The organism is Haloferax sp. SDI50 (assembly GCF_059802635.1).
Genome location: NZ_JBPULL010000002.1, coordinates 238,373 through 252,201, shown reverse-complemented (window position 1 = coordinate 252,201; position 13,829 = coordinate 238,373). Strand labels below are relative to the sequence as shown.

At 69.3% G+C, this 13,829-nt stretch carries 14 protein-coding genes; 5 read left to right on the top strand and 9 right to left on the bottom strand.

Annotated features, from left to right (window positions below; translation table 11 throughout):
- Positions 1–94: 94 nt before the first annotated feature.
- Both ACSR87_RS16075 and ACSR87_RS16070 read left to right on the top strand, forming a co-directional pair.
- The gene (locus tag ACSR87_RS16075; protein WP_498531247.1) at positions 95–1,156 is read left to right on the top strand and encodes an ABC transporter ATP-binding protein; all 1,062 of its coding nucleotides are present in this window, start codon (positions 95–97) and stop codon (positions 1,154–1,156) included.
- A complete protein-coding gene (locus tag ACSR87_RS16070) occupies positions 1,153–2,268 on the top strand; it encodes an ABC transporter ATP-binding protein (RefSeq protein ID WP_498531246.1) in 1,116 nt (371 codons plus the stop codon). Before ACSR87_RS16075 ends, ACSR87_RS16070 begins: the two co-directional genes overlap by 4 nt.
- A 132-nt stretch (positions 2,269–2,400) precedes the next feature.
- Here ACSR87_RS16070 and ACSR87_RS16065 read toward each other — a convergent pair whose 3' ends face one another.
- The 6 genes from ACSR87_RS16065 to ACSR87_RS16040 all read right to left on the bottom strand — a co-directional run bounded on the left by ACSR87_RS16065 (position 2,401) and on the right by ACSR87_RS16040 (position 8,810).
- Positions 2,401–3,522 carry a Gfo/Idh/MocA family protein gene (locus tag ACSR87_RS16065; RefSeq protein WP_498531245.1) on the bottom strand — a complete coding sequence of 374 codons (1,122 nt, stop codon included), beginning with the start codon at positions 3,520–3,522 and terminating at the stop codon, positions 2,401–2,403.
- Between the two features lie 78 nt (positions 3,523–3,600).
- A complete protein-coding gene (locus tag ACSR87_RS16060; protein ID WP_498531244.1) occupies positions 3,601–4,635 on the bottom strand; it encodes a Gfo/Idh/MocA family protein in 1,035 nt (344 codons plus the stop codon).
- A gap of 124 nt (positions 4,636–4,759) precedes the next feature.
- Positions 4,760–5,944, bottom strand: a complete 1,185-nt coding sequence (locus ACSR87_RS16055; protein ID WP_498531394.1) for an MFS transporter — start codon at positions 5,942–5,944, stop codon at positions 4,760–4,762.
- A 147-nt stretch (positions 5,945–6,091) separates the two neighbouring features.
- Positions 6,092–7,315: a UxaA family hydrolase gene (locus ACSR87_RS16050; protein WP_498531243.1), complete on the bottom strand. Its 1,224-nt coding sequence runs from the start codon at positions 7,313–7,315 to the stop codon at positions 6,092–6,094.
- Positions 7,312–7,623, bottom strand: coding sequence for a UxaA family hydrolase (locus ACSR87_RS16045; protein WP_498531242.1), 312 nt, complete (start codon positions 7,621–7,623; stop codon positions 7,312–7,314). Before ACSR87_RS16045 ends, ACSR87_RS16050 begins: the two co-directional genes overlap by 4 nt.
- Positions 7,620–8,810 carry a UxaA family hydrolase gene (locus ACSR87_RS16040; protein WP_498531241.1) on the bottom strand — a complete coding sequence of 397 codons (1,191 nt, stop codon included), beginning with the start codon at positions 8,808–8,810 and terminating at the stop codon, positions 7,620–7,622. The genes ACSR87_RS16045 and ACSR87_RS16040 overlap by 4 nt, the downstream gene beginning before the upstream one ends.
- An 86-nt stretch (positions 8,811–8,896) precedes the next feature.
- Between ACSR87_RS16040 and ACSR87_RS16035 the strand changes: the two genes are divergently transcribed.
- The 3 genes from ACSR87_RS16035 (at position 8,897) to ACSR87_RS16025 (ending at position 10,653) form a co-directional block, all read left to right on the top strand.
- Positions 8,897–9,580: a carbohydrate-binding family 9-like protein gene (locus ACSR87_RS16035; protein WP_498531240.1), complete on the top strand. Its 684-nt coding sequence runs from the start codon at positions 8,897–8,899 to the stop codon at positions 9,578–9,580.
- A gap of 103 nt (positions 9,581–9,683) precedes the next feature.
- Complete coding sequence (locus tag ACSR87_RS16030; RefSeq protein ID WP_498531239.1) at positions 9,684–10,337, top strand: ThuA domain-containing protein; 654 nt, start codon at positions 9,684–9,686, stop codon at positions 10,335–10,337.
- Between the two features lie 70 nt (positions 10,338–10,407).
- Positions 10,408–10,653 (top strand): DUF8074 family membrane protein, encoded by a 246-nt coding sequence (locus tag ACSR87_RS16025; protein WP_498531238.1) that lies wholly within the window; start codon positions 10,408–10,410, stop codon positions 10,651–10,653.
- A 57-nt stretch (positions 10,654–10,710) separates the two neighbouring features.
- On the opposite strand, the gene ACSR87_RS16020 is transcribed toward ACSR87_RS16025, so the two are convergent.
- The 3 genes from ACSR87_RS16020 to ACSR87_RS16010 form a co-directional block, all read right to left on the bottom strand.
- Complete coding sequence (locus ACSR87_RS16020) at positions 10,711–11,793, bottom strand: LLM class flavin-dependent oxidoreductase (RefSeq protein WP_498531237.1); 1,083 nt, start codon at positions 11,791–11,793, stop codon at positions 10,711–10,713.
- 83 nt (positions 11,794–11,876) lie between these two features.
- Positions 11,877–13,310 (bottom strand): family 4 glycosyl hydrolase, encoded by a 1,434-nt coding sequence (locus tag ACSR87_RS16015; protein WP_498531236.1) that lies wholly within the window; start codon positions 13,308–13,310, stop codon positions 11,877–11,879.
- Positions 13,311–13,373: 63 nt separating this feature from the next.
- Positions 13,374–13,823: a universal stress protein gene (locus tag ACSR87_RS16010; RefSeq protein WP_498531393.1), complete on the bottom strand. Its 450-nt coding sequence runs from the start codon at positions 13,821–13,823 to the stop codon at positions 13,374–13,376.
- Positions 13,824–13,829: the final 6 nt, after the last annotated feature.

Genomic DNA, 13,829 nt, shown 5'->3' with positions numbered 1-13,829 from the left:
TGATAGATTCCCACGACGGTCATATGTTGACGATAGGCACGCGTAACGGGCGGGGTCGCTCGCCCGCCGTACGAACCGACGAGAGGGACTGACCATGGCGACACAACACACCAAACGGAAGACGCGGGACGAGCCGTCGGCCGAGCACAACGTCTTAGAGATAACGAACGCGAGCGTCGCGTTCGCGATGGAGCGCGGGGACGCGCGGGTCCTCGACGACGTGTCGATAAACGTCCGCCGCGGCGAGGTGCTCGGCGTCGTCGGCGAGTCCGGCTCCGGCAAGTCGATGCTGGCGGACTCCATGCTCGACGCCATCGACTCGCCCGGGACGCTCACCGGCGACGTGGTGTTCAACCCGCCGGAGGGGGGCGAGCCCATCAAGGTCAACGAGCTGAGCAAAGAGGAGCTTCGTCGGTTCCGCTGGGAACGGGTCTCGATGGTCGTACAGGGGGCGCTCGATTCGTTTAACCCGACGCTCAGCATCGGCGACCACTTCGTCGAGACGCTCCGAGCGCACGACTACGACATTCAGGAGGGGATGGAGCGCGCCCGACAGCTCATCTCCGACGTACACCTCGAACCCGACCGCGTCCTCGACGCCTACCCCCACGAGCTTTCGGGCGGGATGAAACAGCGCGCGCTCATCGCGCTGAGCCTCATCCTCGACCCCGACGTGCTCGTGATGGACGAGCCGACCGCCGCGCTCGACCTGCTGATGCAGCAGTCGATTCTGAAGCTCCTCTCGGAGCTGAAAGCCGAGTACGACCTCACCATCGTCATCGTGACGCACGACCTGAGCCACGTCGCGCGCATCTCCGACCGCCTCGCGGTGATGTACGCCTTCGAACTGCTGGAACTCGGCCCGGTGCAGGATATCGTCATGGACCCCGCCCACCCCTACACGCGGGAACTCCTCAACTCGATACCCGACATCGACGCCGACCTCGACGAGATGGCGTCCATCGAGGGGACGAGCCCGGACCCGTTGAACGTCCCGAAGGGCTGTTCGTACCACACCCGATGCCCGCTCGCCGACGAGCAGTGCCGGGCGACGAACCCGGACCTCATGGAAGTGTCCGACGACCACGGGGCCGCGTGCTTCTACACGGACGAGGCCCGCGAGACGATTCCCCTCAAGAAGGAGGTCTCGAAATGAGCGCCGACCCCCTGCTCCGGGTGGACGACCTGAGCGTTCACTTCGGCGGCAACCAAGGCATCCTCGACCGCTTCCTCGGTGACGACAAGGGCGTCGTCCGCGCCGTCGACAACGTCTCGCTCGACATCGGCGAGAACGACGTGGTCGCGCTCGTCGGCGAGTCCGGCTGCGGCAAGACGACGCTCGGAAAGGCTATGATTGGCCTCCAACGGCCCACCTCGGGAACGGTCCGCTTCCGCGGACAGGACATCTGGAAGTCCGACCTCGAACCCGGCGACACCCCGTACAAGGAGATTCGGAAGTCGCTCCAGATGGTCCACCAGGACGCCGGCAACTCGCTGGACCCCAACCGGACGATATTCAAGAACCTCAACCCGGCGCTGAAGAAGTGGCGGCCGGAACTCAACCTCGTCGAACGGCGGGAACTCGTCCACCAGATGCTCGATACGGTCGGGCTCACCCCCGCGGACGACTACGCGTCTCGGTATCCCCACCAACTGAGCGGCGGGGAGGCCCAGCGGACCGTCATCGTCCGGTCGATGCTGCTCGAACCGGACCTCATCCTCGCCGACGAGGCCGTGAGCGCCCTCGACGTGAGCCTCCGGGTGAACCTGATGGACCTGCTTCTCGAACTCCAGGAGATGTTCAGCACCTCGTTCGTCTTCATCTCGCACAACATGGCGAACGCCCGGTACCTCGCCGGCCGCGCCGACGGCCGCATCGCCGTCATGTACCTCGGCCGCATCGTCGAAATCGGCCCGGCGGACGAGATTATCAAGAACCCCCAGCATCCGTACACCAAGAGCCTCCTGTGGGCGACCTCCGGCCTCTCGGAGATAAACGACCCCATCGAGACGCCGCCGGTCAGGAAAATCGACATCCCGGACCCGGAGAACCCGCCGAGCGGCTGTCGGTTCCACACCCGCTGTCCCGAGGCGCGGGAGTACTGCACGTCGAACACGCCCGACCTCGCCGGCATGAGCGGCCCGTCGGACCGCCACGAGGCGGCCTGCTTCGACGCCCACGACAGCATCGACTACCGGAACAGCGAACCGCTCACCGACGACCTCGACATCGGCGTCGCGGACGACGCGGAACAGCCGGCCGACTGAGCAAAAATCCCGATTGGAACCGCCGTTCGGACGACAGCACCAACGACGACACCGCCGCCGGCATCGACATCTGTTTTCGCTCCCGTACTGCCGTTTTCGCTCCCGCACCGATGCCTGCGCTCACTCCCGAGTTCACTCCGCGTCGCCCGCCGGACCGACATCAGTCGGGAAGCCGTCGGGGACCGACGGCGGGCGCTCGCACTGCGCCGAGAGTTGGACGTACGCGCCCTCCTCGGCGGACTCGCGGATGCCATCCATCGCTTCGAGGACGTGAAACCCGAGGTCGCCGCTGGTCCGGTGGGCCCAGTCGGAGCGAAGCGAGTACGCGAGGTCGACGAGGCCGAGACCGCGCTGTTGGCCGGGGTGGTCGCGCTCGACGGGAACCTCGCGCCACTCGCCGTCGTCGTCGTCGCTGAGGTGGACGCGAGGCGTCCCGTCGAACCGGTTGGGGTCGGTGACGCTCAGCGTCCCCTCGGTACCGTAAATCTCGAACCCCGGCAGTTCCGACTCCCACACGTCGAAACTCGTGAGGAGCGTCCCCGTCGCGCCGTTTTCGAAGGTCACGACGGCCGTCTCGTGGGTCGGCACCGACACCGGAATCCGCTCGCCGCGACGCGGTTCGCTCGTTATCTCGCGCTCTTCGAACGGGGTGTTCGCGGTCCCGGCGACCGACTGAATCGGGCCGAGGAGCGTCACGAGCGACGCGAGGTAGTACGGCCCCATGTCGAAAAGCGGGCCGCCGCCGTCCTTGTAAAATCCGTCGGGGTCCGGGTGCCAGTGTTCGTGGCCGTGGTTCGACCAGAGCGCCGTCGCGCCGACTGGGTCGCCGATGCGGCCCTCGTCGATGAGGTCGCGGCAGGTCTGGATGCCGGTTCCGAGGACGGTGTCGGGCGCGACGCCGACGGTCAGTCCGCGCTCGGCGGCGGTCTCCAAAATCGCCTCGCCTTCGGCCTTCGTCGCCGCGAGCGGCTTTTCGGTGTAGGCGTGCGTGCCGGCCTGAAGCGCGGCCGACACGAGGTCGCCGTGGGTTCCCGCCGGCGTGAGCACGACCGCCACGTCGATTTCGGGGTCGGTGAGCAGGTCCTCCGTCGGGAGGACGCGAGGCACGCCGTACTCGTCCGCCTTCGACTCCGCGCGCTCCGCGTCGAGGTCGGCGCAGGCGACGATGTCGAGGGCGTCGAAGCGGTTCCCCGCCTCGAAGTAGACGTCGCTGATGGCTCCGCAACCGATGATACCGAGAGACACACTCTCCATACCGGGGCGACGCGGGAGAGGCTCAAATAGCTGTTGCCGGGCGCGGGCGCGAAGGGGTCGTCGGTCAGGGAAGCGCGCTCAGTCGTCCGCGTCTTCGAGGTTGCCGAGGCCGCCGACCGACGACACCGACACCCACTCGCCGCGACTGTCCGATGCCTCGGCGGCGAAGATGATGTCCACTCCCTTTCTCGCCTCGTCCGGCGGCACCATCGGCGGTCGCCCCTCGGAGACGGCCTCGACGAAGTCGCGTATCTGGGCGACGTGCGGGCCGTCGGGGCGGGGTTCGGGGAGTTCAACGGGCTGTTGCTCCCCGTTCACTTCGAACAGTTCGACGCCAGTCTCGGTGACGCGGAGCGTCCCCTCCGTCCCGTTGAATTCGAGGCTGATGGCCTGTTGGGGCCGCGTCGCCGTCGTCGCCGACACCTGCCCGAGCGCGCCGTCTTCGAACCGGAGTGAGAGCGCCGCCGTGTCGGGCGCGTCGATGTCGTGGTACAGGGCGTTGCCCGTCCCGGCGACCTGTGTCACGTCACCCGCGACCCACTGGAGCAGGTCGATGCCGTGGAGCGCCTGCGTGAACAGGACGCCCCCGTCGAGGTCCGCGCTCCCGTGCCACGAGGAGTCGTCGTAGTACGACCGGTCGCGGTGCCACTTCACCCGCACGTCGGCGAACACGAGCCGTCCGAGTCGACCGTCGTCGACCACCTCGCGGGCGAACTGCATCGTGGGGAACAGCCGCCGCTGGAGGACACAGGCGAGGGTGACGCCCGCGTCGCGGCAGGCGGCGACCATGTCGTCGACGCGGCCGGGCGTGATTTCCAGCGGCTTCTCGCAGAGCACGTCGATGCCGTCTGCCGCGGCGTCGACGACGATGTCGCGGTGGGCACCGTTGGGCGTGCAGACGCAGACGGCGTCGAGGTCGGCGTCGGCTAACAGGGCGGCGTGGTTGGTGTACGACGGACAGCCGTATGTCTCACCGAACGAGCGAGCGGTCTCCGCGGTGTGGTCGGCGCAGCCGACGAGGTCCGCGCCGCCGACGGCGGCGAGCGCTTCGGCGTGGGACCGGCCCATGCTCGAACAGCCGACGATACCGACCCGAACCGGCGTCTCGGTCATCGGCGCTCACCGTCGGACGAGAGAGTGGCTGTGACTGTGACTGTGGGCGTCATCGATTCGAACGTCAGCGGGCGGCGTGATAAGCGTTTACGAGCGGGGGTCGGGGTCGCGCGGTCGCGCGGCCTCACTCGGGCGAGAAGCTCTCGGTGAGCGTCCGCCCGACGAGTCCGGCGGCGACGAACGCGAGGACGCTGGTGCAGACGAACGCCGTAGCGTAGTCGAACCGGGTGGCGAGCACGCCGACGACGAGCGGGCCGAGCACGCCGCCGAGGCCGCGAGCGGTCGAGCGAAGGCCCATCAGTTCGGACTCGCGGTCGACGGGGGCCACGTCGGCGACGAAGGCGATGGTGCCCACGGTGAGCATGGAGAACGTCACCGCGTGGACGAAGAAGGCGGTGCTGCTGATACCGATGCGGGCCAACTGTCCGTCGGGGACGAGCGCGAGCACCACGACGAGCGCCTGCACGCCGCTGCCGGCGAGACCGCCGACGATGAGCTTCTTCCGCCCGATACTGTCGCTCAGGCGGCCGAAGCCGTACATCGAGACCACTCGGACCGCGGGGCTGACCGCGAGGACGGCACCCATCACGACGTTCGGGAGGCCCACGTCGGCGACGAGGAACACCGGCACGACCGAGATGAACCCCTTCTCGGTCATGTTCCGGAGGACGATACCGACGTACAGCCAGCCGAGTCCGGTCCGCTCGAACAGTTCTCGCCGCGCGCCGCCGGGGAGGAGTCGGCCGCGGACCTCCCGCAGGAGTCGACCCGCGGTCAGCGTCGCCTCCGACGGCGGCGTCGGGTCGCTGATGCGGAGCGTGAGGAGGGTCGCCACGAGTCCGAGGCCGACGACGACGAGATAGAGGTCTGTCGGGACGAGCACGCCGACGAGATAGCCGACGAACAGCCGACCGCTGATGGCTCCCGAGGAGCGGGCGCTGCTGTAAAAGCCGATGGAGCGCCCGCGGCCGGACTCGCCGCCCGACTCGCTCACGATGGTCAGAATCACCGACTGGAAGCCGGCGGTGAACACCGCGAACAGCCCGCGACAGGCGATTTGGAGCGGGACCGACGCGGTCACGGTCAGCGGGGCGACCGCGAGCGTCGAGAGGAACGCGGTGCCGATGAGTATCGCCCGCCGGCGACCCGTGATGTCGGCGATTGCGCCCCAGACAGGGGCGAACACGAACAGTCCGAAGGAGAACGCCGCGTACGCGAGGCTCACCGCGAACGGCGACCCCTGTTCGCCGATGTAGAGCGCCATCGCCGTGCCGAAAAGCGACCCGCACGCGACGCGCGAGACGCCGATGAGCGCGAGTGCGCTCCGCTGCCCTCGACTCGCTGGTCGAGCCTGCTGATTGACTCCCACTACGACCGGGTGTGACACTACCACCCAATAAAGATTGGCGAGGCGGAAGGCGGCGCGTCCGACCCGGCGAGCGGACTCGGAGGTGCGTCAGGTCGACGGGCCGGCGCGGGCGATGGCGAACTCCGTGAGTCCGTGTCGCTCGGCGCAGGCTCGGTCGCCGTCCGCGACGGCGAGAAGGTACGATTCGAGGTCGGCGGCGTCGGTCTCGCGGGCATCGAGGTCGATGTCGTCGGGAACCGCCGCGAGGGTGTCCGCGTCGCCCGAGAGTTTCACCACCGGGACGACGGGATGGCCGGCCGGCGTCCCCTGTCCCGTGACGTGGAGGACCAGATGCGCGCCCGCGGCGGCGAGGCCGGTGGCGGCCTCCTCGACCCGGGAGGGCGCGTCGAGAATCGTCACCCCGCCGTCGGCGTTCGTGCCGTTCGTGCCGTTCGCGGCGTCCACGTCGCCTCGGTCGTCCCCGGCTCCGACTCGCTCGCCGTACGCCACGACACCCGTGACCGGCGCGTCACCGAGGAACCCCGTCGCCGCGTCGAAGCCGCGGGTCGCCGCCGCCGTGCCGACGCGCGTCGCCCTCGCAGGCCTGCCCGCCGCGTCGAGCAGTCGGTCGGCGGCCGCGTCGCCGACGAGCGCCCGCGTCTCCTCGGGGTGCGCGGCGAACCGTTCGTTGCCGGCGACGACGACCCGCCCGCCGGCCGCCGCGACTCGCTCGACGAACGCGGCGACGAGCGGGTGGGCGTGCCGTCTGGTCGAGTCCGCGAGGTCGTCGACGACGACGCCGACCGTGAGGTCACCGAGGGTCGCCGCCGAGTCGTCGGCCGCCGCCGTCGAGTCGTCTGCCTCCGCTGGCTCCTGCGTGGCCGCCGACTCGCGGAGGTCGGCGACGGCGGCCGCGCCGCGGTCGACGCAGGCGTCGGTCCCGCCGGCGTCCTGTATCGTGAGTTCGCGGACCGGAAGCCCGCGTTCCTCGACCGCGGCGGCGACGATGTCGCTCCGGACCGTCTCGCAGCCGAGGCCGACGACGACCGTACCCGCGACGTTCGGGTTCCCGGCGAGGCCGACGAGCGTCCGCTCGGTCTGTTCGGCGTCCGCGCCCAGCTGCCCGCAGCCGTGGTCGTGGGGCGCGGCCACCGCACCCGGCGAGCGGGCGGCAATCTCCTCGGCGACGACGTGCGAGCAGATGACCGACGGGAGGACAAGCACCCAGTTTCGAATTCCGAGGCGGCCGTCGGGGCGACGGTAGCCCGCGAACGAGTCGCGGCCGATTCGGTCGGGTCGGTCGGGTCGGTCAGTGAGGCGGTTCTCGGTCATCGCTCCGCCTCCGTCGCCGCCACGTCGCCGCGGCCGCGGGTGCTCTCGCAGTTGTGCGTGTGGACCCATTCTCCGGCCGCGACCGCCTCCGTGGCCCGCCCGATGACCTCGCCGTACTTGCGGACCGTCTCGCCCGCCGACAGCGGTTCGAGGGCGAACTTGTGGCCGAACGGAACGTCGTCCGCGAGCGTCACCGTCCGGTCTCCGTCGCGGACCTCGCGCCCGGCGTCGAGGTCTCCGAGCGCCGTCGCCACGCTGTCGCCGTCGGCCAGCACGAGGGCGGCCCCGTCGAGGACGCGGCCCTTCACGCGCCCCGCACCTCCGCGAGTTCGCGCGGGTGGACCTCGGTGATGGCGAACTCCTCCATCCGGCGCGTCTCGGCCCCGGTTCGCTTCCCGTCGGCGACGGCGAGCACCTCGTCGAAGACGCGCTCGCCCGCCTCGGCAATCGTCGCGTCGCCCTCGACCACCGCCCCGGCGTTCACGTCCATATTCGCCCGCATTCGCTCCCACGTCCGGGGGTTGCCCGTGACCTTCACCACGGGCGCGACGGGGTTTCCGGTGGTGCTCCCGCGCCCGGTCGTGAAGACGATAACCTGCGCCCCGCCGGCGACCTTGCCGACGACGCTCTCCACGTCGTAGCCCGGCGTGTCCATCAGGACGAGGCCGCCGCCGACCGGCAGGCACTCTGCGTAGTCGACGATGCCGCGCACGGGGGTCGTCCCGCCCTTCGAGATGGCTCCGAGGCTCTTTTCCTCGATGGTCGTGAGGCCGCCCTCCTGATTGCCGGGCGAGGGCTGTGCGCCCCGGAGGTCGACGCCCATCAGGTCGGCGGTCGCCTCGCGGCGCTCGACGCGGTCGAGCAGTCTGCGGCGGGTCTCCTCGTCGGCGCACCGCTCCGCGAGGACGTGCTCCGCGCCGATGAACTCCGGCGTCTCGCTGAACGAGGCCGTCCCGCCGGCCGCGACGAGGCGGTCGCAGGCGTCGCCGACGGCGGGGTTAGCGGCGATGCCCGAGGTGGCGTCGCTGCCGCCGCACTCGACGCCGACGACGAGTTCGCTCGCGTCGGCCGACTCGCGGCGGGCGTCCGCGGCCGCCTCGTTCAACGAGTCGAGGGCGGTACGTCCGCGCTGAAGGGCCGCGGCCGTCCCGCCGACCTCGCGGACCGACAGCGTCTCGACCGGCGTTCCGCCTCGGGCGATTCGGTCCGCGATGTCGTCGGCGTCGATGTCCTCGGTTCCGAACTCGACGACGAGCGCCGCGCCGACGTTCGGGTTGCGTCCGACGCCGACCAGCACCCGCTCGGTCTGTTTCCGCGCCGCGTCCGGTTGGCTCGCTCCCATCTGGTGCGGCGTCGCGCGCGCCCACGCCCCCGCTTCGGCCGCGACGCCGCGTGCGACGCAGGACGACGCGACCGAGGTCGGAAGGACGGCGACGTGGTTTCTGACCCCGATGCGGCCGCTCTCCCGGCGGTAGCCGGTGAACTCTCGTCTCATACCACGCGATTCGGTAGCGCCCGACAAAGTGGTTTCGTCGGGCGCGGGCGGAACGCTCTTGCGGGCGGGTCGAGTGAGTGAGTCGTATGCGAACCTACGAAGTCAGCCGCATCGACGCGACCAGAGCGGTCCCGCTGACCGGCGCGGTCGACGGGACGGTGTGGGAGCGGGCGAGCGTCGCCCGGCTGGACGAGTACGCGTGGGGCGACGAACCCGGCCCGGAGACGACGGTCAGGGCGCTGTTCGACCCGGCGGCGCTCTACCTCCAGTTCCACGTCGAGGACGGCGAGATAACCGCCGACGTGACGGAGCTGAACGGGCCGACGTTCGAGGACAGTTCGGTCGAACTGTTCGCCACGCCAGAACCGCCAGACGACGGCTCGCCGGGGCGGTACTTCAACTTCGAGGCGAACTGCTGCGGCGCGTTCAAACTCGCGTGGCAGGAGCCGAACTGGCGCGAGCGCGGCATCGGCCGCGACCTCGTCGCACCGACCGACGCGGCGGCCGTCGAGGTCGAGACATCAGTTCCCGGCCCGACGAAGACCGCGTCCCCGGACGACGACTCCTGGTGGCTCGCGGCGCGGCTCCCGCTTTCGACGCTCCGGCCGCTGACCGGCCTCCCGCTCGAACTCGACTCGGGGACAGTCTGGCGCGGGAACTTCTACCGGAGCGGCCTCCCCGACGCGCAGAAGGGGACGTGGAACCGCATCGACCTGCCGAAGCCGACGTACCACTCGCCGGAGTTCTTCGGGCGCATCGAGTTCGAGTGAGCGGTCGTCGCCAGTTGGCGAGGCGGGCGGGTATCCCGCGCAAGCCGTGGTGGGCGGCACCGTCACCGAAACGGCTTTTCGCGCGGGTCGCGAACGGCAGCCTATGCGACAGCCGTCAGCGCTAGTCATCGGAGAGACGACCTTCTCGTTCCACGACTTCGAGGAGATGCGACCGCACATCGAGTCCGCCATCGGCGACGCCGCCGCGGTGACCGCGACGACCGACAAGGACGCCCTCGCCGCCCTCGGGGACTACGACCTCGTCGTGGACTATCTGACCGACGCGACCCTGACAGACGAGCAGTTGGACGGCCTCCTCGGGTTCGTCCGCGACGGCGGGGCGTACCTCGGTCTCCACTGCGCAGCCGACCTCATCAACGTCCACGACGGCGACGGCGGCCTCGACACGCGCGACGAGCCGTTTCCCGAGTTCCGCGACCTCCTCGGCGGTCACTTCCTCACCCACCCCGAGCGCTCGACGTTCGGCGTCGAAATCGTCTCCGACCACGCCGTGACAGACGGCGTCGGCGGCTTCGAGGTGTTCGACGAGCCGTATCAGGTCGACGTGGACGACGACGTGACCGTGCTCGCGCGCATGGCCCACCCCGACCTCACCGACTACCCGGTCGCGTGGGTCCGCGAGTACGGTTCGGGCCGAGTCGGTTACGCGTCGCTCGGCCACACCGCCGAGGCCTTCGAGAACGAGGACTACCGCCGACTGCTCCGCAACGTCGTCGGCTGGCTGGTCCGCGACTGAGCGGGTCGGCCGCGGCGTCGCCGGCGTCACCGTGTGAACGTTTATCCCGGTCGATTCCGAACGTCGGGGCATGAACCTTCGAGCCGCCGACCTGACCGTGTTCGTGTTCGTCCTCGGCGTCCTGCTCTCGGGGATGTGGCTGGCCCAGCAGTTCGGCATGCAGTGGTCGCCGATGCTGTTCGCCATCGTCGCCGTCGTCGCGGCCGTCTGGACCGTCTACTACCGGTTCGGCGTGGAACCGCGAATCGACGCGAGCAGAGCGGACGACGAGACCGACCGACAGGAGGCTGGTGCCGGCGACGGCGCGGGGGAGTGACCGACCTCACCGAGTCCCACCGCCGGAAAACAGCGTTCTCGGATGCCGCTCCGCCCGCTATCGCTCGCTGAAGTACGGGATAATCTCGTCTTCGTAGTGGCGCATCGTCGTCTCGTAGTCACCGACGGGGATGAGAACGAGGTTGTCGACGCCCGCCTCGCGGAACGCCTCGATGCGCTCGATGGCGCGCTCGGGGTCGCCGGCGACGCAGACCTCGTCGACGGCCTCGTCGGGGATGCGCTCGGCCGCCGCCGATAGCTGGCGTTCCTGTTCCTCGTCGAACGCCATCTGCCACATAACCGGCGTCGACGCCGCGATGTCCTCGTAGCCCATGTCGGCGAGGAGCGGCGGCCGGAGCGCGAGGTTCACGCGGTTGCGCTCGATACCGGCCGCGCGGGCCTCGTCGCCGTCGTCGGAGACCGTCGTCGGGACCATGACGGCGCGGTCGATGGCATCGGGGTTGCGGCCGCGGTCCGCGGCCACGTCGAGGACCTTCCGCAGGTCGGCCGCGTACTCGTCGGGCGAGTAAATCCACGGGAACCAACCGTCCGCGACCGCGCCCGTCAGGCCGCGCATACTCTCGCCATAGCCGCCTATCCAGAGCGGCGGCCGCGGCTCCTGCGCGGGCTTCAGCCCCAGATGCGCGTCGTCGAGGTCGAAGTAGTCGCCCGCGAAGGAAAACGGCTCGTCGGCCGTCGAGTTCCACAGGCCGTCGATGACGGCGACGCACTCTCTGAACCGGGTGTACGGGTCGTCCCAGTCGATGTCCGCAATCGGCGCGAAGTTGAACGCCTCGCCGGCCCCGATGCCGAGACCGGCGCGGCCGTCGGTCATCCGGTCCAGCGTGGCCGTGACGTGCGCGAGTTCGGTCGGGTGGCGGCGCACCGAGTCCGCGACGCCGGGCATGAGCGTCACCTCCTCGGTACGCTGGGCTATCGCCCCGAGGACGGAGAACGCCTCCCACGGCGGGTCCACCAGATACTCCTCGGAGCCGGTCGGGTGAAACAGGTGGTCCGGGACGGTGACGGTGTCGAACCCGGCCGTCTCGGCTCTGACCGCTCGCTCGATGGTTTCCTCGACGTTTCCGTAGCTGACGACTTGACAGCCGAAGCTCAAGCCGCGGCTCGGTGTGCTCGACATCGCGTGTACCGACTGAACGGCGGGATAAATAGCTGCCCCCGAAAGCGGGAAGTGACGTGTTCGCGGGAGGTCGAAACGCCGACTTACGCCCGCAGGACCGACGCGTCGAAGTCGTAGGCGGTGAAGTACTCCCGTTCCAGTTCGACGAGTTTCGCGAACAACTCCTGTGCCTCGTCGCGCGAGACGGTGACGAGCGGTTCGTTGAGGAACGCCTGAAACGCGAGGTCGAGGTCGCCCTCGAAGCCCGCGCGGACGAGCGTCTCCTGATTCGTGACGTGGGTTTGGACCATGCTCTCGACCTCGTCGGGCAGGCCGCCCGCACAGAGAGGCGTCACGTCGTCGCCGGAGAGGAGCGCGTTCGTCTCCACGACCGCGCCCTCGGGGAGGCCGTCGACCTGCCCCTCGTTGGGGTAGTTGAGATGCGTGACGAACGTCCCCTCGCCGGCGAGCGCCCGCATGATGTCGACCGCCTCCTCACCGGACTCGCGGAACTCGAACGCCGCGTCGCCTTCGAGGTAGCGCTCCATCTCGTCGGGGCCCTCGTCGTCGGAGACGCGGGCCGAACTCGGCGTGAGCCGGATACCGTACCGCTGGATTTCCTCGGGGTCGTCGATGCTCAGATACCACGGAACGAACTCCACGAGGTGACGGTCGCCGGCCGCGCCGAGGACGCCGAAGCGGTCGTAGAGGTCGAAGGCGACCGCCTCGTTGTTCACCCAGTAGGACTCGCCGTCGAGGTCGCCCGGTTCGCGGTCGAAAAGCGGCTTCCGGCGGTCGAGTTCCTCGTCGAGGTACTGGAACACGTCGCGGTCGCGCCACCGCGCCTCGTCTACCCAGGTGAAGTGGTTGACGCCCTTGACGTTCACTCGAATCTCGTCGCGGGCGACGTCCTCGGCCTCGTCGATGTAGCGCTCCGCCATGTCGGCAAACAGCTCCTGCGTCTTGAACACCTCGTGGCAGAGCCCGATGGCGTTGATGTCGGGGAACTCCTCGTAGAGCGCCCGCGTGCAGACCGTCATCGGGTTGGTGTAGTTGATGACCCACGCGTCCGGGCAGCGCTCGCGGACCGTCGCGGCGATGTCGCGGTACTGCGGAATCGCGCGCAGCGCCCGAATCGCCCCGCCGGGACCGACGGTGTCGGCGACCGTCTGATAGATGCCGTACTCCTGTGGCACGTCGATGTCGTGGACGAACGTCTCGCCCGGCGGGTCCTGAATCGAACAGATGACGAAGTCGGCCCCGTCGAGCGCCTTGTCCATGCTCCGGGTCGCCTCGAACGACCAGTCGCCGACCGCCTCCTCGCGGTCCATCACGCGGTTGCCGAGGAGGGCGTTCTTCGACGCCATCTCGTAGTTCACGTCGTACAGCGTGACGCTCCCCGCGAGGTCAGGACACTGCGCGAGGTCGTTGATGAGCGTGTGGGCCCACCCCTGACTCCCGCCGCCGATGTAGCCGATGTCGATGGTTCGGGACGAACCCGACGGTACAGGCTCCGCTTGCTCCGACAGCTGATACATGTGATAACATATGACGAGACAGGGTCGCAAATAGCTGTCGTTTCGGGGGGTCCGGATGCTCCGTCACTCGGTCAGGATGGTGACCGGTCCGTCGAAGTTGAGGACGACGCGCTGTGCGGTGTCCCCGAACAGCGCCTTCCCGGTCGGCGAGCGCTGTCGGCCGGCGACATAGACGTGGTCACAGCCGCGCTCGGCAGCGACGCGAATCACCTCGTCCGCGAACTCGCCCTCCTCGGCCACGACGGTGACGGCGTCGTACTCGACGGTTCCGTCCACCGACTCGAACGCCTCGTCCGCCGCCTGCGACGCGAATCGGGTGGCGACCTCCCGCGCGGAGTTCGACTCCAGCGGCGTGTTGGCGGCGTCGCTCATCGCCTGCAACGTCTCGGCGTTCTCGACGATTTCGTCCTCGGTGATTCGCGTGAGGAGCACGAGCGGCGTGTCGGTGCCGGCCGCGATTTGCCCCGCCTCGACGAGGAGGCGCTCGTTGGAGTCCGTACTGTCGACTACCACTAACGA